A 23,938-nucleotide genomic window follows, 5' to 3' on the forward strand; every position below is an offset into this window, starting at 1 on the left:
AACTTTGTCTTGCTGTCTTGCGTTTCCGACTCTATCAGATCATTTTCTGATCCGATTCCCTGTCGGCGGGGGGTGCCTCGGGCTTTTGGCTTTCGCCTGTCGGCCTTTCGACATTCACTACGTTAGCCGATTCCCTCGGTAACTCATAATCGAGTTCCGCGCGTTCGCAATTCAGGGTGCAGGCACGCCGAAATTGCCCCCGCTGGGAGGGAGTCGAAGGTAGTGGTTTGGCCACTTCCGGCTGCAGGCGATCGCCGTACCCGGGTCAAGCGGCTCGGACTACCTTACGGACCCCCCAAGAGGTCGTCAAGTTGAGCGACGACGGGGCGCATGGGCCCGATAGGGGCTCATCGCAGGGTCGTTGGCGATCCAGAAACACCAGGGGTGGACACCTCCGTCGCCGGCCACACCGGTGCGTGGACCACTGCTCACCTGGTCGGTGGTGACAGGGATGCCGGTCAGGACCGTGATCGCCGCGGCCCCGGTCGCGCAGGCGTCCGTACCGTCGAGGGCTCTGTCCACATCGAGGGCCGTGGCCAGACGGGCCGGGCCTTTGGCCAGTTCCCTGTCGTTTCGGGCTGAAATTCGTCGTTTACGGGCAAGCCCGGCACCCTCGATGATCTCGCCGGCGCGGAGCAGGACCTCGCCGGGGCCGCACACCAGGTTCATGCAGTGCCACCCTCGAACGTCCGCCCGCCGTGCTGTTCCAGGTCGAGCCGGCCCTTGAGGGTGTCGTTGACCGACTCGAGCAGCTGGCGGACCTTCTTGAGCATCGGCTCGCCGTACCGCTTCCTCTCCCGCTTGAAGGAGGGACGCAGCAACTCGATGCCCTGTGCGGCTCTGTCCTTGCGTGCAGCCAGGCTTCGGAATTGACTCGTCCTGGTGGCTGACGAAGGGTGGGCTATGGGAATGGTCGAGGGTCTCTGGACGGCCGGGGAGATGCCGCTCCGTGACGGGCTGTACCGGCCGGACGACACCGGCCTGGAGTTGCATGTCGACGGTCCGGGGGCGTACCACCCGGATGCCGGGCAGCCGATCCCCTTCCGTATCGGAGGACCGTTCGATGCCGTTCGGGCCATTGAGGAGCACGGCATCGAGGAGGTGGACACCTCTTTCGAGAGCCCTCTTCCGGACGGATCAGGGTGGATGTCCGGCGGAGGCGGCGGGATGGGCAACATCGGCTACCTCGCCCGAGTCAACGCCGACCGCTCGTTGCGGTGGGTCGCCGTGATGTTCTACTCCAACCCCTTCGTACGAGTGCACTACGTGGGCATGAACGCCGTCTTCACCAACGACTGGGGCAACCGGCTGATGCTTGACCTGATGAGCCCTGCTCTCGGCTGACCCCGCCCCTGCCCTTTGCTCCTTACATGGCCCCGTTCAGGGAGGCCTCCCGTGTGGTGCTGCTCTGTTCAGCCGGAGCCTGCTTCCAGAGCGACCCGGTCAGTAGCTAGCGACCCACTGTGCTCCAGTCGGCAGGAGCAGGCGGCACCGTACGGCCTGCGGCGTGTTCGCCGAGGCGCCGGGTCAGTTCCGGCAGATCGTAGGCAGGGAAGCTGACCTGTAGGAGGCGCAGGCCGAAGTCCGACGGCTGGTCTCCCTGAAACATCGCCGCGTCCATCGGCTTGATCTTCACGTCCCAGGCGTCGGGGGCGGCCCAGTGGGTCATCCGCACGTAGAACGCGTCTCGCGGTCCGGCATTTGCGACGGCTGAAAGGAAGGCGAGTCCGCTGGCCACCGGGAAGTCGACAAGCATCCAACCGCGGCGGGACTCCACCCACTGCGCCATGTGCGGCAACTTCTCCGGCCAGTCCGCGTTGCTCTCGGCCAGGTCCTGGCAGCAGGTGAACGTGTCGATGCCGCACTCCCAGATCGCCTGGACAACTGGAGCGAGCTGCTCGTCGATCTGGGCCTGGAGGTTGCCCACCCGGACGAGAACGGTGGGATGCGTTCCTTCGTAAGACGTCATCGCGGGAGCATAGAAGCGGAGTACGACATCAGGCCCGGCGGGCCGCCGCAGGCAAGGCACACAGCGGGTCAGGCTCCTGTGGTCGGTTTGGCTCGCGGGCTCAGTCGGTACGCCGAGACCGTTGGATCACCGGCGAGGTAGAACCGGTGTTGCCAGTCGTGGGCCTCGCTCACGCCTACCCGAGGACCGATCCGGATGAGCGCGGCAGGTACCGGCTTGCCCTCGGAGAGCATGACCGACGTACCTGCCAGGAGGTCTGCGCCGTTGTGCTCCGCCGTGATGCCGAGTGCCTGGCCGACATTTCCCGGACCTCTGGCAAGACGTGGGCTCTCGACCCTCTCCCCTCGCCGCTTGCGCGCCAGGGCTTCGCCCTCGATGACCCTGCCTGCCCGGATGAGGACACCCGAGGCGATGCCATCCGTACCGGTGACGACGTTGGCGCACCAGTGGAGACCGTGGGACCGGTAGACGTAGAGATGTCCTGCGGGCCCGAACATGGTGGCGTTGCGGTCAGTCCGGCCCCGGTAGGCATGGGAAGCCGGGTCGGCCGTGCCGGAGTACGCCTCGGTTTCCGTAATGGCGATGCTCACAGCCCCCTCGGGGGTCTTGCAGGTGAGGACGCATCCGAGCAGCTTGGGGGCGACCTCTTCGGCGGGATGGGAGAGGAGATCAACGTTCATGCTGACTGCCTTGACATGCCGTAGGCGAAGTAGACATACACATGACCGGGCGGACCGAACATCACGCTGCTGCGGGATGTGGGGCCGCGATAGGCGTGGGAGCCGGGGTCGTTGGGGCCGTCGTATGCCTCTACCTCTGTGAGGCGCAGTTCGATCGGACCGTCCGGGAGGAGATCGGGGGCCACCTCCAGTACCGGCCGGTCGAAGAACTCCCTGGAGAGGGGCGTACGGTCAGCGGGCGCGATCATGCCGTCCGAGCGTAGTGCAGGTGTGTCTCGGTGAACGGGGTGGCCAGGAAGCGTCCGGCTTGCCAGGGTGAGGACGGAACCGGTCCCGGCCGGATCGCGTTTCTAAGGATCAAGGGATCGCAAGGATCGCTGGACAAGGGAGAGACATGGCGTTCAAGAAGCTGCTCGCGAGCCTGGGTGCCGGTGGGGCTTCGGTCGAGACGGTGTTGACAGAGGTCAACGTCGTTCCGGGTGGTGTCGTCCAGGGTGAGGTGCGGATCCAGGGCGGTTCCGTCAACCAGCAGATCGAGGGGCTGTCCGTCGGGCTCCAGGCCAAGGTCGAGGTCGAGGGCGGCGACCAGGAGTACAAGCAGGACATCGAGTTCACGAAGGTGCGGCTGGGCGGCGCCTTCGAGGTCCAGGCCGGTGCCGTGCACGTCGTGCCGTTCGGGCTGGAGATCCCGTGGGAGACGCCGGTCACGATGATCGACGGTCAGGCGCTGCGCGGGATGCACATCGGAGTGACGACCGAGCTGGCGATCGCGCGAGCCATCGACTCCGGTGACCTGGACCCCATCAACGTGCACCCGTTGCCCGCGCAGAAGGCGATCCTGGACGCCTTCGTCCAGTTGGGCTTCCGTTTCAAGAACGCGGACCTCGAGCGGGGTCACATTCGCGGTACTCGGCAGAAGCTTCCCTTCTACCAGGAGGTCGAGTTCTTCCCGCCGTCGCAGTACCGGGGCCTCAACCAGGTCGAGTTGAGCTTCGTCGCCGACGAGCACGCGATGGACGTCGTGCTGGAGATGGACAAGAAGCCCGGCCTGTTCAGCGAGGGCAGTGACACCTTCCGGTCGTTCCAGGTGGGCCTGCACGACTACCACAACACGGACTGGGCGGCGTACCTCAATCAGTGGCTGGCCGAGGTCGGCAGCAAGCGCAGCTGGTTCTAGTAGCGTCCGTGTCCGGAGACAGACACGCATCCGGCTCAATCCACCAGGAGGTACCGACGTGACCGAGCTCAAGAGGCCGCCACTGCCGCACGACTTCCATCCGCCCGTGCCCTCGTTCACGGTCACGAGTGAGGATGTCGAGGCGGGCGCGACGCTCAAGGACGCTCAGGTCTACGCGTCCGGCAACACCTCGCCGCAGCTGCGGTGGGAGGGGTTCCCGTCGGAGACCAGGAGTTTCGCCGTCACCTGCTACGACCCGGACGCGCCCACGGGCAGCGGGTTCTGGCACTGGGTCGCGTTCGACATCCCGGCCTCGGTGACCGAGCTGCCGGCGGGTGCGGGCAGCGGCAAGTTCGAGGGGCTTCCCGAGGGCGTGGTCCAGGTGCGAAACGACTACGGCACAAGGGACTTCGGCGGTGCGGCGCCGCCGGCCGGGGACGGGCCGCACCGGTATGTGTTCACGGTGTACGCCGTGGATCAGGAGAAGCTGGGTCCGGACGCGGATGCGTCGCCCGCGGTCATCGGATTCAACCTGCGGTTCCACGCGATCGCGCGTGCCCAACTCGTCGGTGAGTACGAGGTTCCCGCCGAAGACTGACGTTCATTGAACGTTTGCCCGCCTCTGGTCATGGAAGTGATCAGAGGCGGGCATTTTTTATTGCGTTGTCCATCTCGGCGTGCCCGGCCAGAGTTGATCCAAGCCCGCCCGCCACGCGGTGGGCCGGTGAGCAGAGGAGGTGGGCTGGATGCGGGACACGCTGGTACTGAACGCGAGCTTCGAGCCGCTGTCGACGGTGACGTTGAACCGGGCCGTCGTTCTGGTGCTGCAGGACAAGGCTGTTGTCGAGCAGGCCCACCCCGAGATCCGTATGCGCGGAGCCGCTGTCGACATACCCGCGCCGCGTGTGATCAGGCTCTGCCGCTATGTCCGGGTGCCCTTCCGAAGACAAGCACCGTGGTCGAGGCGGGGTGTGCTGGTCCGGGACCGGCACAAGTGCGCGTACTGCGGCCGGCGGGCGACGACCGTGGACCATGTGGTGCCGCGGGCGCAGGGCGGGCAGGACTCCTGGCTGAACACCGTCGCGTCGTGCGCGGAGGACAACCACCGCAAGGCGGCCCGGACTCCGGAGCAGGCGGGGATGCCACTGTTGCGGCTGCCGTTTGAGCCTTCGCCCGCGGACGCCATGCTTTTGACTCTTGCGCAGGATGACTTTGCCGCGCTGCCCGAGTGGTTGGTGCAGCCGGCGGCGTAGGTTCGTGCCGCTGGGGCTTGTCCGAGTCCGCCGGTTGTTCGTTCGCTGCGGGTTGGTTGTGGCTGGTCGCGCCGTTCCCCGCGCCCCTTCCGGGCGCGGGGACACTTCACCGCGGATTTTGAGAAGCCGTCAGTCTGTGATTGAGGGCTTTTCTCGGCGTTCGGTGCCGCCGCCCGAGTTGCCTCCGTCGCCCGAACCGCCGCCCGGGTTACCGAAGTTGCCGAGGTTGCCCATGGCGCCGGACAGGCCCTTGAGGGCGTCGCCGATTTCGCTGGGGACGATCCAGAGCTTGTTGGCGTCGCCCTGGGCGATCTTCGGGAGCATCTGGAGGTACTGGTAGGAGAGGAGCTTCTGGTCCGGGTCACCGGCGTGGATGGCCTCGAAGACCGTGCGGACGGCCTGGGCCTCGCCCTCGGCGCGCAGGGCGGCCGCCTTGGCCTCACCTTCGGCGCGCAGGATCGCGGACTGCTTCTCACCTTCCGCGGTGAGGATCTGGGACTGGCGGATACCTTCGGCGGTGAGGATCGCGGCGCGCTTGTCACGGTCGGCGCGCATCTGCTTCTCCATCGAGTCCTGGATGGAGGTCGGCGGCTCGATCGCCTTCAGCTCGACGCGGTTGACGCGGATGCCCCACTTGCCGGTGGCCTCGTCGAGGACTCCGCGCAGGGCCGCGTTGATCTCCTCGCGGGAGGTCAGGGTCCGCTCCAGGTCCATGCCACCGATGATGTTGCGGAGCGTGGTGACGGTGAGCTGCTCGATGGCCTGGATGTAGCTGGCGACCTCGTACGTCGCCGCCCGCGCGTCCGTCACCTGGTAGTAGATGACGGTGTCGATGTTGACGACCAGGTTGTCCTGGGTGATCACCGGCTGCGGCGGGAACGGCACGACCTGCTCGCGGAGATCGATGCGGTTGCGGATGGTGTCTATGAACGGAACGACGATGTTCAGGCCCGCGTTGAGTGTCCGCGTGTACCGGCCGAACCGTTCCACGATGGCTGCGCTGGCCTGTGGAATGACCTGGATGGTCTTGATCAGGGCGATGAAGACCAACACCACCAGAATGATCAGGACGATGATGATGGGTTCCATCGTGGATCCCCGTACCCTTCTCCGCCGTGGCGCTTACGGAAAGATCGTATGCCTGTTGAAGATCTTGCTTGTCGAAGATCTTGCTGGTCGAGTGTGCCAGACCGTCGGGTGCCTGTGGGACGTTCCGATCACTTGCGCCGTGCGGATGTCACATGACGATCGCCGTGGCCCCCTCGATCTCGACGACGTCCACCTCCTGGCCTACTTCGTAGGCGAGTTGGGTGTCCAGGGAGCGGGCCGACCAGATCTCTCCGGCAAGCTTGATCCGGCCACCGGCGCCGTCGACACGTTCCAGGACTACGGCCTGTTTGCCCTTCAACGCGTCGATTCCGGAGAGGTGTTGGGGCCGGTCCGCGCGCTGCCGAGCCGCGATGGGCCGTACGACGGCGATGAGCGCGGTCGACACGACGGCGAACAAGAGCACCTGGACGACCACTCCGCCGCCGAGTCCGGCCGCGCCGGCAGCCGCCAGCGCGCCCACGGCGAGCATGCCGAACTCCGGCATCGCGGTCACCACGAGCGGGATCCCCAGCGCCACCGCGCCGACGAGCCACCACACCCATGCGTCGATGTCGTTCACATCGTCATGGTAGGTCCGCGGGCCTGGTCACCGACAGTGCGCCGATCAACTTGGCACAGGGTTCTTCCAGTTGTTCCACATGGTGGTTCGTGTGCCGTCAGGCCATCGGCAGGCCCTGTGCGGTCCAGCGTTCGCCGCGCTGCTCGACGACGAGGGGAAGGCCGAAGCACATCGACAGGTTGCGGGAGGTGAGTTCGAGCTCCAGCGGGCCGGCGGCGAGCACCTTGCCCTGCCGGATCATCAGAACGTGGGTGAAGCCCGGGGCGATCTCCTCGACATGGTGCGTGACCATGATCATCGAAGGGGCGATCGGGTCACGGGCGAGACGGCCGAGACGGCGTACGAGGTCCTCGCGACCGCCGAGGTCGAGGCCCGCGGCAGGCTCGTCGAGGAGCAGCAGCTCCGGGTCGGTCATCAGGGCGCGGGCGATGAGGGTGCGCTTGCGCTCGCCCTCGGAGAGGGTGCCGAAGCGGCGGTCGAGGTAGTCGCTCATACCGAGGCGGTCGAGGAAGGCGCGGGCACGCCGTTCGTCGATGTCCTCGTACTCCTCCTGCCAGCCGGCTGTCATGCCGTACGCGGCGGTCAGCACCGTCTGGAGCACGGTCTGGCGCCTGGGCAGCTTCTCGACCATGGCGATGCCGGCCATGCCGATGCGTGGACGCAGTTCGAAGACGTCGACCTTGCCGAGGGTCTCACCGAGGATGGTGGCGGTGCCCTGGCTGGGGTAGAGGTAGCTGGAAGCGAGGTTCAGGAGGGTCGTCTTCCCGGCGCCGTTCGGGCCGAGGATGACCCAGCGTTCGCCCTCCTTGACCGACCAGGAGACCTGGTCCACCAGAGCCCGGCCCTCGCGGACCACGGATACGTCCTCCAGCTCCAGAACATCGCTCATGAGCGGGTTGTCTCCCCTTGCAGTGTCGGCCAGTCTCACGTCGTGGGCGCCTGTGGGCGCAGCCCCCCACGAAATCTACGCCACCGGTCGGCCGGTCCCTCCCCTCGGTCGGTCCTTAGGGTGGGGGGCATGCTTTCGGAACCACGCTCAGGACGACTGGCCGCATGGGGAAATGCCCTGTTGGCCGGACTTGTTTCGCCGGACGACGCGGTATTGGCCATCGTCGGGGAGGACGCCGTGCACCGGGTCGAGGGGATGCCCGGTGAGTCGGCGCCCGTCGGTCTCACGCTCGCGCTGGGGCGGCTGCGGGCGCTCGGTGCGTCCGGGCTTCGGCTCGCGCTGCCCGCGCCCGGGCATCCGCTCGGGCTGAGCGGGCCCCCCGAGTTCAACGCGCGGGCGTTGGAGGCGGAGGAGGCGGTGATCTGCGAGGGCGCCGCGCTGGGGTTGGTGCCGGAGGTGTACGAGGCCGGGCCGGCCGGGGACGTGCACATCGAGGTCGTCTGGCACTGTCTGCCGGTGCGGGAGGCTCCGCCCGCCGACGTGCCGTCCCTCGGGGAGGCCGAGCGGGAGTTGGCCGAGGCGCTGCGGGACGCGACGGCGGTGTTGGCGCGGTTGGACGTCGCCGGGTCGGGGCCGGTCGCGGAGGCGGCGATCGACGCGTACCGGGCGCGGGCGGAGCGGGGGCGCGAGGTGTTGGCGCCGGGGTATCCGCCGCGGGCGGTACGGGTGTTGGAGCTGGCGCAGCGGGTGGGGCTGCTGGTCTCGGTGGCGTCCGAGAACGGGCCCGGCGGGGCGGTGAGCGCGTCGGAGATCGCGGCGCGGGCGGAGGCGTTGCGACCGGTGGAGCGGACGGCTCGGCGGGCGCAGGTCGCGGCGTACAACTCCGTTGTGGAGGAGCGGGGGGTGCGGTGAGGTTGGGCTTTGCCGTGCGGGGAGTTGGTGTGGGCCTCGCTGGGGGCTGCCGCCCCCAGGCCCCCGCTCCGGCCCTGAACGGGCCTTGTCCTCAAGCGCCGGACGGGCTGGAGATGCGGGCCTGGGCTGAAAAGGGCACCGCCAATGCTGAAAGGGCACCGTCAACGCTGGAAAGCTGCCGACGGCGCTGGTGAGGTGTCGCCCCGGCTGAGAGGCGGAGGCCCCGACCGGCCTCCCGGGGGTGAGCCGGGAGGCCGGAGGTCAGGGCCTCAGGAACTCGGTGTTGCGGGTTCTCAGTGGTTGAGGCCGAGGTTGCCGAAGGCCGGGTTCAAGGCGCCGATGACGTTGACGCTGTTGCCCACCACGTTCACCGGGATGTGCACCGGGGCCTGGATGAGGTTGCCGGAGGCGACGCCCGGCGAGCCGACGGCCTGGCCGTTGGCGTGCGCGCCCTCCGTGGCGGAGGCGAAACCGGCACCGGCGGCGACCAGGCTGCCCGCCACCATCGTCACAGCAGCGGCCTTCTTCAGGTTCTTCATGTCTGAGCCCTCCCATTTGCGTTCACCGCGGCAGGTCGCCGCAGCACGCACTGAAGAACGCCGGAGATCCACGAAGGATGCGCCATCCGAGGGACATTCCCACGACGGTATGAATCTCAGCCCGGAAGGGAACGTTCCGTGTTGCCGGCCATCAGGCCATACCGTGACGTACCGCCCACAACGCCGCCTGGGTGCGGTCCGCCACGTCGAGTTTCATCAGGATGTTCGAGACATGCGTCTTGACCGTCTTCTCGGACAGCACGAGGGCGCGGGCGATCTCACGGTTCGAGCGGCCGTCCGCGATCAGCGCCAGCACCTCCCTCTCCCGCTCGGTGAGTGAGCCGCCCCTTCCCTGGCCCGGGTGGGTCTCCTCCTGGGTCAGCAGCGCGTCGGCGACCTCGGGCTGGAGCAGGATGTGTCCCGCGTGCACGGAACGGATGGCGCCGGCGAGGGCGTCCGGGTCGATGTCCTTGTAGACGTATCCGGCGGCGCCCGCGCGCAGTGCGGGGACCACCGTGCGCTGCTCGGTGAAGCTCGTGACGATCAGCACGCGCGCGGGGTTGTCGAGTTCGCGGAGTCTGCGCAGCGCCTCGACGCCGTCCATGCCCGGCATCTTGACGTCCATGAGGACGACGTCCGGTTTCAGTTCCTGCGCGCGGTCGACTCCCTCGGCGCCGTCCGAGGCCTCGCCCACGACCTCGATGTCGTCCTGCACCTCAAGGAACGTGCGCAGGCCCCGCCGGACCACCTGGTGGTCGTCGACGAGCAGAACCCTGATCGCGTCAGCCACCGGGGACCTCCATCTCGATCGTGGTGCCCTTTCCGAGGACCGATTCCACGTCCAGCCGGCCGCCGACCCCGCTCGCCCGGTCCCGCATGGAGACCAGGCCGAGGTGGCGTCCGGCGTTGCGTATCGCCGTCGGGTCGAAGCCGCTGCCGTCGTCGGTGACGCGCAGGGCGGTGCCGCCCTGGCCGCGCCTCTCCAGGGTCACCTCCACCCGGGCCGCCCCGGAGTGCCTCAGCGCGTTGTGCAGGGCCTCCTGGGCGACTCTCAGCAGAGCCTCCTCCTGGGCCGCCGGCAGGGCGCGGACTCCGTGGCTGTCGAAGGTCACGCGCGCGGAGTGCGCGCGGTCGAGGACCTGGATGTGGGTGCGGAGCGTGGCGAGCAGGCCGTCCTCGTCCAGCGCGGTGGGGCGCAGCTCCACGACCGCCGCGCGCAGTTCGTCCGCGGCCTCCGCGGCGAGCACTGCCACCTGCTGCAGTTCGCCCTTGGCGCGGGCGGGGTCACGGTCCACGAGGGTGGCGGCGGCCTGGGCCGTCAGACGCAGGGAGAACAGCTTCTGGCTGACCGCGTCGTGCAGCTCGTGGGCGAGGCGTGAGCGTTCCTCGGCGATGGTCAGTTCGCGGCTGCGCTCGTAGAGGCGGGCGTTGGTCAGGGCGATCGCCGCGTGCTGGGCCAGGATGGCGAGGAGGTCCTCGTCGTCCTCGGTGAAACCGCAGCCGCCGGTCGGTTTCGCGCACCGCTTGTTGGCCAGGAACAGGGCGCCGAGCACCTCGTCGCCGTCCCGGATCGGCAGGCCCAGGAAGTCCGACATGTCGGGGTGGGCGGACGGCCAGCCCTCGAAGCGCGGGTCCTGGCGGACGTCGGCCAGTCGCTCGGGCCTGGCCTCGTGCAGCATCGCGGCGAGGATGCCGTGCTGGCGCGGGAGGGGGCCGATGGCCTTCCACTGGGCGTCGCTGACACCGTCGACCACGAACTGGGCGAAGCCGCCGTGGTCGTCCGGGACTCCCAGCGCCGCGTACCGCGCGTCGAGCAGCTCTCTGGCGGAGGCGACGATCGTCTTGAGGACGTCGCGCACCTCCAGGTGCCTGCTCATGGCCAGCAGCGCGGCGCTCACCGCGGCCAGGCCGGACCGGGATCCCTGACTCATGCCCTCACGGTACCGGCGGGGTGTGACAGCGCGTATCCGACCTGTGGCGGCCCTGCCTGGGCCGTTGGGCCTAGGGCGAAGGGCCCCGGTGTATTGCGGCCGACGCACGAGGCGGCCGGGCCAGTCCCGTTCCTACGTTGGGTGTGCTGCCGATCACCGGCAGCCGAGCCGAGAACAAGGGGACGCTGTCATGCCGGTTGCGATCATCACGGGGGCTTCCAAGGGACTGGGGCGGGCGCTGGCCTCGGCGCTGGCGCGACGCGGCTGGGATCTCGTACTGGACGCGAGGACCCCGGAAGTCCTGCACTCCACCGCCGAGACGCTGTCCGCGTACGGAGGGCGGGTGGAGGCCCTCCCCGGTGATGTCACGGACGCCGGTCACCGTGCCGGGCTGGTGTCTGCGGCGCGGAAACTGGGCGGCGTCGATCTCCTGGTGAGCAACGCGAGCGCGTTGGGCGCCGAACCGCTCGTACGGCTGGAGGGGCTGTCCCTGAAGGGGCTGCGGCGGGCGCTGGAGGTGAATGTGGTGGCCGCGCTGGGCCTGGTCCAGGAGGCGCTGCCGCTGCTGCGGGAGTCGGGGGCCGGGACGGTGATCGCCGTCAGTTCGGACGCGGCGGCCGAGGCCTACGAGACGTGGGGCGGCTACGGGGCTTCCAAGGCGGCCCTGGACCAGCTGGCGGCGGTGCTCGGGGAGGAGGAGCCGGGGCTGCGGGTCTGGGCGGTCGATCCCGGGGACATGGGGACGGACCTGTACGCGGCGGCCGTACCCGAGGACGAGGATCCGCGGCCGGAGCCGGGCAGTGTCGTCCCCGCTTTTCTGCGGCTGCTGGACGAGCGGCCGGCCAGTGGGCGGTACTCGGCGCCGTCCCTGTTGGAGGCGCGATGACATTGGCCGTACAGGTGCCGGAGGAGCTGTCGGCGCGGGTGCCGGTCGAGCAGCGGGGGCCGGGGCTGGACCGGGACGACGTACGACTGCTCGTGTCGCGGGGGACCGCGGTGTCGCATCACGGGTTCGCCGAGCTGCCCCGGCAGCTGCGGGCCGGGGATCTGCTCGTCGTCAACACGTCGTCGACGCTGGCCGCGGCCGTGGACGGACGGGCCGGGCACGCGCGCGTGGTGGTGCACTTCTCCACGCGCGGGGACGACGGGCGGTGGGCCGTCGAGCTGCGGGATCCCGATGGAACGGGCACCACGCGCGTGCGTGCGGGTGCGCCGGGGACGGCGGTACGGCTGGCCGGAGGTGTGGGGCTGGTGCTCGAGGAACCGCTGGTCGCGGGAAGTGGCCGGCTTTGGTGGGCGCGGGTGAGCGGGCCGGTGCTGCCTCTTCTGCGGGAGCACGGGCGGCCCATTCGCTACTCCTATACGGAACGGGATCAGCCGCTGTCCGTGTATCAGACGGTGTTCGCGCTGCCGTCCCGCGACGGAGCGGGCAGCGCGGAGATGCCTAGTGCCGCGCGGCCCTTCACCGCGCGGTTGGTGACGGAGCTGGTGAGCCGCGGGGTGCAGTTCGCGCCCGTCAGGCTGCACACCGGGGTCGCGTCGACGGAGGCGCACGAGCGGCCGTATCCGGAGCGGTTCGCGGTGCCGGAGGCCTCGGCGCGGCTGATCAACGCTGTTCGGGCCGGGGACGGGCGGGTCGTGGCGGTCGGTACGACGGCTGTGCGGGCGGTGGAGTCCGCGACCGGGCCTGACGGTGTCGTCCGGGCGGCCGAGGGGTGGACCGACCTGGTGGTGACGCCCGGGCGGGGCGTGCGGGTCGTGGACGGGCTGCTGACGGGGCTGCACGAGCCGGAGGCGTCGCATCTGCTGATGCTGGAGGCCGTCGCGGGGCGCGCGGCGATCGACCGGGGGTACGAGGAGGCGCTGCGTGAGCGGTACCTGTGGCACGAGTTCGGGGACGTGCATCTCCTCCTTCCGGCGGAGACCTGAGACAGCTTCCTCACGCTGAGCATTGCTCTCGCAACTAATGGTGAGAGGCAGGTGCGGCCCGTGTGAGCCCGCACATAGGACACACATCACGTACTAGAGGAGATAGGAGACAAACGTCCACCCGGTGAGCGGGAAAGACGCTCCGGTCTGTCCTATTTTGCCCTTCACGGGTCCACTACCCCCCGTAGTACGTCACACCTTTGCCACAGCATTTTGCGGCCGCTAAGAATGGCAGCCGTCGCTCAGCGCCGCGGGTTCCGCCCGCGGCGTTTGTGCCGGAAGCACGCCTGTCCCCCGGACGCCGAGCGACCTCCGCGCTATTCGAAGAGGTCCCACCGCCATGCCCGAGAACACCACCACTTCTGGTCATAGTCGAATGTCGACCAGGACCCGCAGGCTCGCGATCGCCGCTGCCGCCACGCTCAGTGCCGCCGCCCTCGCGTTCACGCTCGTGCCGAGCAGCAACGAGCGGACCACCTCCGAGGCCGTCTCCGCCGCTCCTGTGGTGTTCAGCCAGGAGCAGCTCAAGGACGTGAAGGCGAGCGTCACCGACCAGCTGGCCGGCGCGACCGTGAAGGCCGAGGCCGCCGCGGCGAAGAAGAAGGCGGTCGACGCCGCCGCCGCGAAGAAGAAGGCCGCCGCCAAGAAGAAGGCCGCGGCGAAGGCCGCGAAGGCCCGCAAGGCGAAGCAGGCCGCGAGCCGGTCCGCCAAGCGAGCCGCGCTCAAGAAGGCCGCCACGAAGACGTACGCCAACAACCTCGACGGCTGGATCCGTGAGTCCCTCGCGATCATGGCGAACAAGGGCATCCCGGGCTCGTACAACGGCCTGTACCGCAACATCATGCGGGAGTCGACGGGCAACCCGAACGCCGTGAACGGCTGGGACGTCAACGCCCAGAACGGCACACCGTCGATCGGTCTGCTCCAGGTCATCCAGCCGACCTTCAACGCGTACCACGTGTCCGGTACGTCGACGAACATCTACAACCCGGTCGCCAACATCACGGCCGCCGCCAACTACGCGGCCGACAAGTACGGCTCGATCGACAACGTCAACGGCGCGTACTGAGGCCTGCGCGGACCTCTGACTCGTACAGGCGAAAGGGCGGCACCCCCACCGGGGGTGCCGCCCTTCACCGTCGTGCGGCCCCGGTCACTTGCGCATGACCTCGGGCTCGTGGCGGCGCAGGAAGCGGGCCACGAAGAAGCCGCAGATCACGCCGAGGGCGATCAGCGCGACCATGTCGATGCCCCACGCGGTGGCCGTGTGGTCCCACAGGGGGTCCGTGCTGCCGGGGTCGTCGACGTTCGGGCTGATCTTGTTGAAGTCCAGCGTGGCGCCCGCGGCGGCGACCGCCCAGCGGGACGGCATCAGGTACGAGAACTCGTTGACCCCGATGTTGCCGTGCAGGATGAACAGGCAGCCGGTGAACACGACCTGGATGATCGCGAACATGACGAGCAGCGGCATGGTCTTCTCGGAGGTCTTCACCAGCGAGGAGATGACCAGGCCGAACATCATCGACGAGAAGCCGAGCGCCATGATCGGGATGGAGAGTTCGAGCAGCACGAACTTGCCGAAGATCAGACCCTCGTCGGGAATCGTGCGGCTGGAGAAGCCGATCGCGCCGACCATGAGTCCCTGCAGCACCGTGATGAAGCCGAGGACGATCACCTTGGACATCAGATACGCGGAGCGCGACAGGCCGGTCGCGCGCTCCCGTTCGTAGATGACCCGTTCCTTGATCAGCTCGCGGACGGAGTTGGCGGCCCCGGCGAAGCAGGCGCCGACGGCGAGGATGAGGAGAACGGTGGTGGCCGTGCCGTTCGGGATGTTGAGGCCGTTCCTGCCCACCTTGCCGGGCAGCAGGGTCTTGTCCGGGTCGATGAGCAGGCTCACCGCGCCGAGCACCGCGGGCAGGATCACCGTCAGTGCCAGGAAGCCCTTGTCGGAGGCGATGACCGTCACGTACCGCCGGATCAGGGTCATCAGCTGGGAGCCCCAGCCCTGCGGCTTGGGCGGGCGCATGGCCTGTGCGGGCGGCATGTCTACGGACTGCGGGGCGACGGCGTCGATGTCCGCGGCGTACATCTGGTAGTGCTGCGAGCCCTTCCAGCGTCCCGCCCAGTCGTAGTCGCGGTAGTTCTCGAAGGCGGAGAAGACGTCGGCCCAGGTGTCGTAGCCGAAGAAGTTCAGGGCCTCCTCGGGCGGGCCGAAGTACGCCACGGCGCCGCCCGGTGCCATCACCAGGAGCTTGTCGCAGATCGCCAGTTCGGCTACGGAGTGCGTGACGACGAGGACGGTGCGGCCGTCGTCGGCGAGGCCGCGCAGCAGCTGCATGACGTCACGGTCCATGCCCGGGTCGAGGCCGGAGGTCGGCTCGTCCAGGAAGATCAGTGACGGCTTGGTGAGCAGCTCCAGGGCCACCGAGACGCGCTTGCGCTGGCCGCCGGAGAGGGAGGTGACCTTCTTCTCCTTGTGGATGTCGAGCTTCAGCTCGCGCAGCACCTCCCCGATGCGGTGCTCGCGCTCCTCCGTCGTGGTGTCGGCGGGGAAACGCAGCTTGGCCGCGTACTTGAGGGCCTTCTTGACGGTCAGTTCCTTGTGCAGGATGTCGTCCTGCGGGACCAGACCGATGCGCTGGCGCAGCTCGGCGAACTGCTTGTACAGGTTGCGGTTGTCGTAGAGGACGTCGCCCTGGTTGGCGGGCCGGTAGCCGGTGAGCGCCTTCAGGAGTGTCGACTTGCCGGAGCCCGACGGGCCGATGACCGCGATCAGCGACTTCTCCGGGACGCCGAAGGAGACGTCCTTGAGGATCTGCTTGCCGCCGTCCACCGTGACCGTCAGATGGCGGGCCGAGAAGGAGATCTCGCCGGTGTCGACGAACTCCTCCAGACGGTCGCCGACCAGACGGAACGTGGAGTGGCCTACGCCGACGATGTCGCTCTGGCCGAGCAGCGCCGTGCCGCCCTTGACGATCGGCATACCGTTGACGTACGTACCGTTGTGCGAGCCCAGGTCGCGGATCTCGAAGCGGCCGTCGGGCGTCGCGTGGAACTCGGCGTGGTTGCGGGAGACCTGGAGGTCGGAGACGACCAGTTCGTTCTCCAGGGCGCGGCCGATGCGCATCACCCGGCCGAGGAGCAGTTGGTGGAAGGTGGTCGGGCTGCGGTCGCCGTACACCGGCGGCGCCCCTGCCCCCACCGCCCCCGCGCCGGGGCGCTGCTGCTGTGGGATCGCGGCGGCCTGCTGCTGCGGGTCGGACTGCGGCCAGCTCTGTTCCGGCGTCTGCTGCTGGGGCGGCTGGGCCCAACTGGGGCTCGCGCCCTGGGCGGCGAGCGGCTGCTGCCGCACCTGCGCCACCTGCGGCGTCGCCACCGAGGCGGCACTGCTGGAGAGGCTCAGCCGCGGGCCGTCGGTCGCGTTGCCGAGATGGACGGCCGAGCCCGGCCCGATCTCCATCTGGTGGATGCGCTGCCCCTGCACGAAGGTGCCGTTGGTGCTTCCGTGGTCCTCGATGACCCAACTGCGGCTGCCCCAGCTGATCGTGGCGTGCCGCCAGGAGACCCTGGCGTCATCGAGCACGATGTCCCCCTGCGGATCACGTCCGAGGGTGTAGGGCCTGGACGAATCGAGCGTCCAGGTCCGTCCGTTCAATTCCAGTACGAGTTCCGGCACTCCATGCCCCACTGAGTTGTCCCCCGAATATCTGCCCCAACACGGGGAGTCTAGGGATGTCGAACATCGTGGGGAACTATTTCAGGCTCAGCCCCCTGACCGAAAGTCGGGCCTTGCGCGCGGGGCGTGGAAGCGGACAGCGACGCGCCGTTGACGGGCTGGAAACCGGCCCGGAGAGTGGTAGTCCCACGCGAGGGGGGACACGCGCGGTGCACCGCCGTCGCGCGGATCGGGGGCTGACGATGAACTTCGAGACGGCCGAGCAGCGCGGGAGGGTGCCGTGGGGGAACGTGCTGCTCTCCGCGATCTCCGCTGTGAGCTGGGCATTGATCGGAATGGCGGGCGCGGCGGCACTCGGCCTGCATCTGCTGGAGGCGGACGCCACGGCCTCGCTCGGGCCGATGACCGCGGCGGTTGTGGTCCTTGGGGCGGGTGGTTCGGTCACCCCGTCCGGTGATGTGTCGGCCTTCGGCCTGAAAGGAGCGGAGGCGGCGACCGCCGTCGAGATCGCGCCACTGGGGGTCGGCCTGGTGGGCGCGGTGCTTCTGTCGTGGCTCTTCCTACGGTCCCTGCGCGGGGCGGGGGTGGTGATCTCCCCGTCCGAACTCCTCGCGCGCGCGGGTGCGGTGACCGTCCTCTTCGTGGCCACCCTGGGCGGGCTGGCCTGGGCGGGGCACGACGTCATCACGATCGACGGCGGCGCTCTGGGCCTCGACGATCTCCCGGGCACGGGCGGCGGCGGAGGCACGGGGGGCGGCGGTATCGACATCCCGGGGCTCGGTGACATCAGCGGTCTGCTGCCCGACCGGGTCGGCGACCTGATCGACGCGAAGGCGGCGGTCGGCTTCACCGTCGACACGCTCCCCACTCTGCTCGGCGGCCTGGTCTGGGCGGCCGGAGTCCTGGCGATCGCCCTGCTGGCCTCCCGCCGAACTCCCCTGCCGCGCGGCTGGGAAGCGGTCCACCGCGTCGTACGTCCGGCGGCTTCCGCCCTGGTCACCGTGGCGCTGGTGGCGGTCGCGGCGGGGTTCGCGGCCGCCGGGTACGCGGCGATCGGCGACGCCCACCCCAAGCGCATCGCGGGCGCGGCTCTGCTCGGCGCCCCCAACGGGGTCTGGCTGGGTGTCGCGATCGGTCTGTTCGTCCCGTTCGACGGCAGCGCGTCCGGGGTGCTGGTGAACGTCCTCCCGGATCCCCTGGACCGGCTCCTCAGCTCGGCGGACGACCAGTCGGTCAGCCTCGGCAGACTGGCGGAACTGGACAGCCGGGTGTGGCTGCTGGGGGTCGGGGCGGCCTTGATGATGCTGCTGGCGGGCATCCTCGCGGCGGCACGGACACCGCTGGCCCGCGGTGTCGCGCCGCACGACGTCAGGGGGCGGGTGCCCCTCGCCGTACGGGATCCCGGTGCCCTGCGTTTCGCCGGCCGGTGCGCGTTGCGGCTGGGAGTGGTGACCGCGGTGGCGTTGCCGTTGTTCGCCTGGCTGGCGGAGGTGTCCGTGGACGCCTCGATCTCGGTGCTGGGCTTCGACGCGTTCGGCGCCGGAATCGAACTGCGCGGGCAGCTGGTCGCGGCCGTGCTGCTGGGTGCGGTGTGGGGCGCGGCAGCGGGAGCCGCCGGCGCGCTGCTGACGTACGTGAGCGGGGCGGCGGGGTCGCGGGCGGTGCCGTTGGCACTGGGTGACGTGTGGGCTGGAGCGGACGGGGCGGTGGTGGCGGGCACGGTGACAGGCACGGCGGCCGGGGAAGCGGGGTACGGCGTTCATCCGGAGCAGGTCGGCGGCCAGGGTCCGTATGCCGGTGCGTACGCGCCCGGTTCGCCGTACCGGCCGCCCAACCGCGACACCAATCCGTATCTACGGCTGCCCGGCGGGCTCGGGGAACCCGAGGACGCACGGCCGGCCGAGGCCGGGCAGCCCCACTGGGGGTCGTCCTACGAGGGCGGCCGGGCGCCCGATGCCCCGTCCACGGAGGCGTGGTCGCCCGACCGGAGCAGCGAACCCGAATCGGCCGGTTCCGGCGAGGAAGACGGGGAGCGGGAGGGCGAGCGGGAGCGGGAGGAACCGCCGGAGAACCTGTACGGGCTCCCCACCATGGCCAGGCCCCTCTCGCCGCCTCCGCGACGGCCCGGGCGGCGGGGAGGGAGTTCGTCGGGGGCCGTACCGGAGAGGCGGACTCCTCCCCCGCCGCCGCCACCGCCTGCGCCGCCCCCGCCGCCGGGCAAGCCCAAAGGACGGCGCTGACCTGCCCGTAAGGTCTTCGCCACCCTCGCGAAACGTACTGTTCGCCGTCCGTCAGGCGGACCGTGCGCGCGGGAGGCACTGGGTGCCGGATACGGTGGAAACACCATGAACGCTACGCAGACCGCTGACGTACCCACCCTTCTCGTCAAAATCTTCGGCAAGGACAGGCCGGGCATCACCGCCGGTCTGTTCGACACGCTTGCCGCCTACTCCGTGGACGTCGTCGACATCGAGCAGGTCGTCACGCGTGGCCGCATGGTGCTGTGCGCGCTCGTGACCCAGCCGGCCGCCGGTATCGAAGGCGATCTCCGGGCCACCGTCCACAGCTGGGCGGAGTCGATGAAGATGCAGGCGGAGATCATCTCCGGCCTCGGTGACAACCGGCCGCGTGGGCTCGGGCGTTCCGTCGTCACCGTGCTCGGGCATCCGCTGACCGCCGAGTCGACCGCTGCGATCGCCTCCCGGATCACCAGGACCGGCGGCAACATCGACCGTATCTTCCGGCTCGCCAAGTACCCCGTGACAGCGGTCGAGTTCGCCGTTTCCGGTGTGGCGACCGAGCCGCTGCGCACCGCCCTGGTCACCGATGCGGCGGCACTCGGTGTCGACATCGCGGTGGTCGCGGCCGGGCTGCACCGGCGGGCGCAGCGGCTGGTCGTCATGGATGTGGACTCGACACTCATCCAGGACGAGGTGATCGAGCTCTTCGCCGCGCACGCGGGCTGCGAGGACGAGGTGGCCAAGGTGACCGCCGCCGCGATGCGCGGGGAACTGGACTTCGAGCAGTCGCTGCACGCGCGTGTGGCGCTGCTCAAGGGGCTCGACGAGTCGGTGGTGGAGAAGGTGCGCAGCGAGGTCCGGCTCACGCCGGGTGCGCGCACGCTGATCCGTACGCTGAAGCGGCTCGGCTTCGAAGTGGGCGTCGTCTCGGGTGGGTTCACCCAGGTCACGGACGATCTCAAGGAGCGGCTCGGGCTGGACTTCGCCCAGGCCAACACGTTGGAGATCGTCGACGGGAAGCTGACGGGCAAGGTCGTCGGCGAGATCGTGGACCGGGCGGGCAAGGCCCGGCTGCTTCGGCGGTTCGCGGCGGCGGCGGGGGTTCCGCTGGATCAGACCGTGGCGATCGGCGACGGGGCGAACGATCTGGACATGCTGAACGCGGCGGGGCTCGGCGTCGCCTTCAACGCCAAGCCGGTCGTGCGGGAGGCCGCGCACACTGCGGTGAACTTCCCCTTCCTCGACACCGTGCTGTATCTGCTGGGTGTCACTCGGGAAGAGGTCGAGGCGGCGGACACCCACGAGTAGCCCGCCGGGAGGCAGCAGGCGTCGACTCTTCGGCGCCTGTGCCTACTCCGTCGGTGCCGCCGGGGCTTACTCCGTCGGTGCCCAGAAGTCGAGCAGGGTCGCCGTGTCCGGCTCCAGGGCCTTCCAGGAGCCCGTGAAGGAGAGCACCGCGTAGGCCGCCGCAGGGAAGCCTCGGTCGGTCAGCCTGGTGCGGGGGTCGTCCTCGGACTCGCCGGCCAGGATGTCGGTGAGGGCCTGCACTCCTGGGTTGTGGCCGATCAGGACCACGTTCTGCGCGTCGTCCGGCGTTTCGTTCAGCAGGGCGATGAGCTCGCCGGGTGAAGCCTCGTAGATCCGCTCCTCGTAGACGGTCTTCGGCCGTTGTGGGAGTTCCTGGACGGCGAGCTTCCACGTCTCGCGGGTCCGGGTGGCGGTGGAGCAGAGAGCCAGGTCGAGAGGGATACCGCTGTCTGCCAGCTTGCGCCCGGCGACGGCGGCGTCCTTGCGGCCCCGGTCAGCGAGTGGCCGCTCATGGTCGGGCACCTGCGGCCAATCGGCTTTCGCATGCCGGAAGAGGACGATCCTGCGGGGTTCTGCGACGCTCATGGCATCCAGCTTCGCATGAAACACGCCATCGGGCGCAGGGAGTTGACTGGCGGCTCCGCAGGTGGGAATGGGGCGTTCACGGCGCTCAACGCGTCACCAGATCCCGGGCCCGCTCAAGGAAGTGGGCGATCAGCGGGTCGCCCGTCGCCGCCTGTGCGTCGGTCGGGTTCAGCATCAGCGCGAGCAGCACGACGAACGCGAGCGTCGGCAGTACCAGGGCCCACCACGGCAGCCGTATGTCGACTCCACGCGTGGTCGCCGGAAGGGGCCGGGAGTGCGTGCGGGCCGACATAATGCCTCCGTGGGTCTTCGAGCGGTCCGTGGCCCGCCTCTCGCGGCCACACCTCGAAGCTACGGAACCGGCGGGCCTCAACCCATCCGGAGATCCACCCACTTGACCCTGAGACTCGCCCCCTAGGGGATGGTGGGGATACCCCCACCAACGGCTCTCACGGTGAGGCGATCGTCGCGACGATGGCGATGATCACGAAGATGGCGAAGAACGAGCCGAAGACGAGCAGCATCTTCTTCTGGCCGTTCTGGGGATTCGGGTCGAGCACTGGCATACGGCCAGTCTCGCACCCGTTCCGCTCGCCCGTGGCCCCGGGGTGGCGGCACCTGGCGGCCGGGGGTTCGGGCCGGGTGGGCGTGAGGTCAGCGGGCCGCCGCCTCGTCCTCCACGGTGCGGTCGCGTCCCGCCAGTACGCCCACGGCCATCTGCGGCAGCATCAGGCCGGCCATCAGCGCGAGCGGCAGCCCCCAGCCGCCGCTGTGCTGGTAGAGAACGCCCACGACGAGCGGGCCGGGGATGGATATCAGATAGCCGGCGCTCTGGGCGAAGGCCGACAACCGGGAGACGCCCGCGCCCGTCCTGGCGCGCATCCCGACCATGGTGAGGGCCAGCGGGAACGCGCAGTTGGCTATGCCGAGCAGTATCGCCCAGGCCCACATGCCGCCGGCCGGTGCGAGGTACAGGCCCGCGTATCCGAGGAGTCCGCAACAGCCGAGCGCTATCACGATGGGCCCCTGGTGGGGCAGGCGGGTCGCGACGCGCGGGATGACGAAGGCGAGGGGCACACCCATCGCCATGGTCACGGCGAGCAGCAGTCCGGCGGTGTCGGCCGGGACGCCCGCGTCCCGGAAGATCTGCGCCATCCAGCCCATGGTGACGTAGGCGGCGGTGGCCTGGAGCCCGAAGAACACGGCGAGCGCCCAGGCGGTACGGCTGCGGGTGATACGCAGTGCGCCGTCCCCCTCCCCCTTGGCGGGCGTCCCGCGCGCGGGGGACGCCTCGGGGCCCGGCCCGGACTCGCCCCGGTCCCGTAGCAGGGGGATCCAGGGAACCACCGCCGCCGCCGCGAGAACCGCCCATACGGTCAGCCCCCGCTGCCAACTCCCGCCCAGCGCCTCGGTCATGGGCACGGTGATCGCCGCCGCGGCAGCGGTGCCGAGGGCGAGGGCCATCGAGTACAGGCCCGTCATGGAACCGACCCGGTCCGGGAACCAGCGTTTGACGATGACCGGCATCAGGACGTTGCTGACCGCGATGCCCATGAGGGCGAGCGCACTGGCGGCCAGGAAGCCGGCCGCAGTGCCCGTCCAGGGCCGGATCGCCAGGCCGGCGGCGATGGCGGCCATCCCCGCGCAGACGACCGCGCCGGCGCCGAAGCGGCGGGCCAGCCGCGGTGCCATGACGCCGAAGAGGGCGAAGCAGAACGGGGGTACGGAGGTGAGCACGCCGGCCGTCGTGCCGCTCATCCCGAGTCCGTCGCGCACCTCTTCGAGAAGGGCGCCGAGGCTGGTGATGGCGGGGCGGAGGTTGAGGGCGGACAGCACGATGCCGACGACGACCAGCCGGGTGAGCCACGCGCGCGTGCCCGTGATCCCGGTCTCGCGCTCGCCCTCGCCCCCGCCCTCCGGCTCGGATGTACCGCGTACGGGCCTGGTCGTGGACGTCGTCGTCCTGGTTTCGTCGCTCGCCATGGCACCCAGCATAAAATCATAGGATGATTGGTTGTAATCCCCCGTGCGAAAATGGGCCATGCCACCGCTGAGCCATCCCCGCCGATCGGCCCTGTCCGAGCAGGTCATCGCCGCACTGCGGAACCAGATCACCTCGGGCGAATGGCCCGTGGGCTCCCGGATTCCGACCGAACCCGAGCTGGTCGCGCAGCTCGGAGTGGCCCGGAACACTGTCCGTGAGGCGGTCCGGGCCCTCGCGCACAACGGGCTGCTGGACATCCGCCAGGGCTCGGGCACCTACGTCGTGGCGACCAGTGAGCTGGCCGGTGTGATGCACCGCCGGTTCGCCGACGCGGACCCCCGGCACATCGCCGAGCTGCGGTCCACGCTGGAGTCGGGCGCGGCCGAGCTGGCGGCGCTGCGGCGCACCGAACGGGACCTCAAGCAGCTGGACGCGCTTCTGGCGCGCCGGGAGGAGGCCTGGGCGTCCGGTGACGCGGAGGCGTTCGTGACGGCCGACGCGAGCCTGCACATGGCGGTGGTGGCCGCTTCCCACAACGACGTCATGACGGCGATGTACGCGGACCTGGGCGAGGTGCTGCGGGACTGGCTGCGCGACGACGTGGGCGGAAAGCTGACCCCTCAGTCGTACGTGGACCACGCCCCGCTCGTCGAGGCGATCCGCGCGGGCGACGCGACGGCCGCTACCAGGGAGGCGGCCGGTTATCCGTTCGTGTGCCGGTTCAGGGCGTCCGCTTCTGGTGGCTGACCCACACCGAGCGGACCTCCTTCCAGCAGCGGCCGGTGAGCCGTACCGTCTGGGCGGGCCCGGCCTCGACCGAGGAGCCGTCGCTGTCGAGGTCCCACCAGCGGTCGCACTCGATGTGCAGACGTACGCGGTCGGTGGCCACGTAGGGGTTGTGGCAGTACGCGGTCACCTTGGAGCCGGTGACCCGGGTGTAACAGGTGGAGCCGAAGGGCTCGGGCCGCTCCCCTTGTCGTGCGTCCACGCGCGCGTGCGGAACGGCCGGAACGGCCTCGTACGGAAGAGTCGTTATGAGAGCGACGGCGACGAGCAGCGGGGCGAAGCCGCGGGACAGACGCACAAGGGGACCTCCTCGTGATGGGGAGGGAACGCGAGGTGAACGCGTAATCCAGAGTGCCCAGTTACCCCACTCCCCCGCCCGGCCGGATGAGCCGAACGGGTGATGACACA

At 69.5% G+C, this 23,938-nt stretch carries 26 protein-coding genes and 1 pseudogene; 11 read left to right on the forward strand and 16 right to left on the reverse strand.

The window, feature by feature from the left end; genetic code table 11:
* Positions 1-306: 306 nt before the first annotated feature.
* The gene (locus tag OG241_RS12750; protein ID WP_405826179.1) at positions 307-870 is read right to left on the reverse strand and encodes a DNA-3-methyladenine glycosylase; all 564 of its coding nucleotides are present in this window, start codon (positions 868-870) and stop codon (positions 307-309) included.
* 33 nt (positions 871-903) lie between these two features.
* Between OG241_RS12750 and OG241_RS12755 the strand changes: the two genes are divergently transcribed.
* Positions 904-1,344, forward strand: a complete 441-nt coding sequence (locus tag OG241_RS12755) for a hypothetical protein (protein WP_405815373.1) — start codon at positions 904-906, stop codon at positions 1,342-1,344.
* Positions 1,345-1,450: 106 nt separating this feature from the next.
* On the opposite strand, the gene OG241_RS12760 is transcribed toward OG241_RS12755, so the two are convergent.
* The 3 genes and pseudogenes from OG241_RS12760 to OG241_RS12770 form a co-directional block, all read right to left on the reverse strand.
* Entirely contained in the window at positions 1,451-1,969 is a 519-nt protein-coding gene (locus OG241_RS12760) for a hypothetical protein (protein ID WP_405815375.1), read from the reverse strand.
* A 68-nt stretch (positions 1,970-2,037) separates the two neighbouring features.
* Positions 2,038-2,649 carry a DNA-3-methyladenine glycosylase gene (locus tag OG241_RS12765; protein WP_405815376.1) on the reverse strand — a complete coding sequence of 204 codons (612 nt, stop codon included), beginning with the start codon at positions 2,647-2,649 and terminating at the stop codon, positions 2,038-2,040.
* A 14-nt stretch (positions 2,650-2,663) separates the two neighbouring features.
* A pseudogene (locus tag OG241_RS12770) lies at positions 2,664-2,897 on the reverse strand (DNA-3-methyladenine glycosylase); the annotation flags it as partial.
* A gap of 146 nt (positions 2,898-3,043) precedes the next feature.
* Here OG241_RS12770 and OG241_RS12775 point away from each other — a divergent pair.
* The 3 genes from OG241_RS12775 to OG241_RS12785 all read left to right on the forward strand — a co-directional run bounded on the left by OG241_RS12775 (position 3,044) and on the right by OG241_RS12785 (position 5,079).
* Positions 3,044-3,826 carry a sporulation protein gene (locus OG241_RS12775; RefSeq protein WP_405815377.1) on the forward strand — a complete coding sequence of 261 codons (783 nt, stop codon included), beginning with the start codon at positions 3,044-3,046 and terminating at the stop codon, positions 3,824-3,826.
* Between the two features lie 58 nt (positions 3,827-3,884).
* The gene (locus OG241_RS12780; protein WP_405815378.1) at positions 3,885-4,424 is read left to right on the forward strand and encodes a YbhB/YbcL family Raf kinase inhibitor-like protein; all 540 of its coding nucleotides are present in this window, start codon (positions 3,885-3,887) and stop codon (positions 4,422-4,424) included.
* A 148-nt stretch (positions 4,425-4,572) separates the two neighbouring features.
* Complete coding sequence (locus tag OG241_RS12785) at positions 4,573-5,079, forward strand: HNH endonuclease (protein WP_405815379.1); 507 nt, start codon at positions 4,573-4,575, stop codon at positions 5,077-5,079.
* Positions 5,080-5,208: 129 nt separating this feature from the next.
* Here OG241_RS12785 and OG241_RS12790 read toward each other — a convergent pair whose 3' ends face one another.
* The 3 genes from OG241_RS12790 to OG241_RS12800 form a co-directional block, all read right to left on the reverse strand.
* Positions 5,209-6,168, reverse strand: coding sequence for an SPFH domain-containing protein (locus OG241_RS12790; protein ID WP_319093882.1), 960 nt, complete (start codon positions 6,166-6,168; stop codon positions 5,209-5,211).
* Between the two features lie 148 nt (positions 6,169-6,316).
* Entirely contained in the window at positions 6,317-6,748 is a 432-nt protein-coding gene (locus tag OG241_RS12795; RefSeq protein ID WP_405815380.1) for an NfeD family protein, read from the reverse strand.
* Positions 6,749-6,845: 97 nt separating this feature from the next.
* Positions 6,846-7,637 carry an ABC transporter ATP-binding protein gene (locus OG241_RS12800; protein WP_405815381.1) on the reverse strand — a complete coding sequence of 264 codons (792 nt, stop codon included), beginning with the start codon at positions 7,635-7,637 and terminating at the stop codon, positions 6,846-6,848.
* 129 nt (positions 7,638-7,766) lie between these two features.
* On the opposite strand from OG241_RS12800, the gene OG241_RS12805 reads away from it, so the two are divergent.
* On the forward strand, positions 7,767-8,549 hold the full coding sequence (locus OG241_RS12805) for a hypothetical protein (RefSeq protein ID WP_405815382.1): 783 nt from the start codon (positions 7,767-7,769) through the stop codon (positions 8,547-8,549).
* 293 nt (positions 8,550-8,842) lie between these two features.
* On the opposite strand, the gene chpE is transcribed toward OG241_RS12805, so the two are convergent.
* The 3 genes from chpE to OG241_RS12820 form a co-directional block, all read right to left on the reverse strand.
* Positions 8,843-9,088: a chaplin ChpE gene (chpE, locus tag OG241_RS12810; RefSeq protein WP_053744187.1), complete on the reverse strand. Its 246-nt coding sequence runs from the start codon at positions 9,086-9,088 to the stop codon at positions 8,843-8,845.
* A 151-nt stretch (positions 9,089-9,239) separates the two neighbouring features.
* Positions 9,240-9,878 carry a response regulator gene (locus tag OG241_RS12815; RefSeq protein ID WP_405815383.1) on the reverse strand — a complete coding sequence of 213 codons (639 nt, stop codon included), beginning with the start codon at positions 9,876-9,878 and terminating at the stop codon, positions 9,240-9,242.
* The gene (locus OG241_RS12820) at positions 9,871-11,019 is read right to left on the reverse strand and encodes a GAF domain-containing sensor histidine kinase (RefSeq protein WP_405815384.1); all 1,149 of its coding nucleotides are present in this window, start codon (positions 11,017-11,019) and stop codon (positions 9,871-9,873) included. Before OG241_RS12820 ends, OG241_RS12815 begins: the two co-directional genes overlap by 8 nt.
* Positions 11,020-11,209: 190 nt before the next feature.
* Between OG241_RS12820 and OG241_RS12825 the strand changes: the two genes are divergently transcribed.
* The 3 genes from OG241_RS12825 (at position 11,210) to OG241_RS12835 (ending at position 14,017) form a co-directional block, all read left to right on the forward strand.
* Positions 11,210-11,905, forward strand: coding sequence for an SDR family NAD(P)-dependent oxidoreductase (locus OG241_RS12825; protein ID WP_405815385.1), 696 nt, complete (start codon positions 11,210-11,212; stop codon positions 11,903-11,905).
* Positions 11,902-12,948, forward strand: coding sequence for an S-adenosylmethionine:tRNA ribosyltransferase-isomerase (locus tag OG241_RS12830; RefSeq protein WP_405815386.1), 1,047 nt, complete (start codon positions 11,902-11,904; stop codon positions 12,946-12,948). Before OG241_RS12825 ends, OG241_RS12830 begins: the two co-directional genes overlap by 4 nt.
* A gap of 340 nt (positions 12,949-13,288) precedes the next feature.
* Positions 13,289-14,017 carry a transglycosylase SLT domain-containing protein gene (locus tag OG241_RS12835; protein WP_405815387.1) on the forward strand — a complete coding sequence of 243 codons (729 nt, stop codon included), beginning with the start codon at positions 13,289-13,291 and terminating at the stop codon, positions 14,015-14,017.
* Between the two features lie 84 nt (positions 14,018-14,101).
* Here OG241_RS12835 and OG241_RS12840 read toward each other — a convergent pair whose 3' ends face one another.
* On the reverse strand, positions 14,102-16,627 hold the full coding sequence (locus OG241_RS12840; protein ID WP_405815389.1) for an FHA domain-containing protein: 2,526 nt from the start codon (positions 16,625-16,627) through the stop codon (positions 14,102-14,104).
* A 242-nt stretch (positions 16,628-16,869) separates the two neighbouring features.
* Here OG241_RS12840 and OG241_RS12845 point away from each other — a divergent pair, with 242 nt between their 5' ends.
* Positions 16,870-18,867, forward strand: a complete 1,998-nt coding sequence (locus OG241_RS12845; RefSeq protein WP_405815390.1) for a streptophobe family protein — start codon at positions 16,870-16,872, stop codon at positions 18,865-18,867.
* 105 nt (positions 18,868-18,972) lie between these two features.
* Positions 18,973-20,175 (forward strand): phosphoserine phosphatase SerB, encoded by a 1,203-nt coding sequence (gene serB / locus OG241_RS12850; protein ID WP_405815391.1) that lies wholly within the window; start codon positions 18,973-18,975, stop codon positions 20,173-20,175.
* Positions 20,176-20,241: 66 nt separating this feature from the next.
* Here serB and OG241_RS12855 read toward each other — a convergent pair whose 3' ends face one another.
* From OG241_RS12855 to OG241_RS12870, 4 genes are all read right to left on the reverse strand, one after another.
* Complete coding sequence (locus OG241_RS12855; RefSeq protein ID WP_405815392.1) at positions 20,242-20,760, reverse strand: SixA phosphatase family protein; 519 nt, start codon at positions 20,758-20,760, stop codon at positions 20,242-20,244.
* A gap of 85 nt (positions 20,761-20,845) precedes the next feature.
* Positions 20,846-21,052: a hypothetical protein gene (locus OG241_RS12860; protein WP_405815393.1), complete on the reverse strand. Its 207-nt coding sequence runs from the start codon at positions 21,050-21,052 to the stop codon at positions 20,846-20,848.
* 157 nt (positions 21,053-21,209) lie between these two features.
* The gene (locus OG241_RS12865; protein ID WP_006380681.1) at positions 21,210-21,326 is read right to left on the reverse strand and encodes an SGM_5486 family transporter-associated protein; all 117 of its coding nucleotides are present in this window, start codon (positions 21,324-21,326) and stop codon (positions 21,210-21,212) included.
* A gap of 88 nt (positions 21,327-21,414) precedes the next feature.
* Complete coding sequence (locus tag OG241_RS12870; protein ID WP_405815395.1) at positions 21,415-22,755, reverse strand: CynX/NimT family MFS transporter; 1,341 nt, start codon at positions 22,753-22,755, stop codon at positions 21,415-21,417.
* 46 nt (positions 22,756-22,801) lie between these two features.
* Between OG241_RS12870 and OG241_RS12875 the strand changes: the two genes are divergently transcribed.
* Complete coding sequence (locus OG241_RS12875) at positions 22,802-23,491, forward strand: FadR/GntR family transcriptional regulator (protein ID WP_405815396.1); 690 nt, start codon at positions 22,802-22,804, stop codon at positions 23,489-23,491.
* On the opposite strand, the gene OG241_RS12880 is transcribed toward OG241_RS12875, so the two are convergent.
* Positions 23,466-23,828 (reverse strand): hypothetical protein, encoded by a 363-nt coding sequence (locus tag OG241_RS12880; RefSeq protein ID WP_405815397.1) that lies wholly within the window; start codon positions 23,826-23,828, stop codon positions 23,466-23,468. The two genes, OG241_RS12875 and OG241_RS12880, sit on opposite strands and share 26 nt — an antisense overlap.
* Positions 23,829-23,938 lie beyond the last annotated feature (110 nt).

The organism is Streptomyces sp. NBC_01390, from assembly GCF_045040105.1.
In the GTDB taxonomy this organism is placed as follows: Bacteria; Actinomycetota; Actinomycetes; order Streptomycetales; family Streptomycetaceae; genus Streptomyces.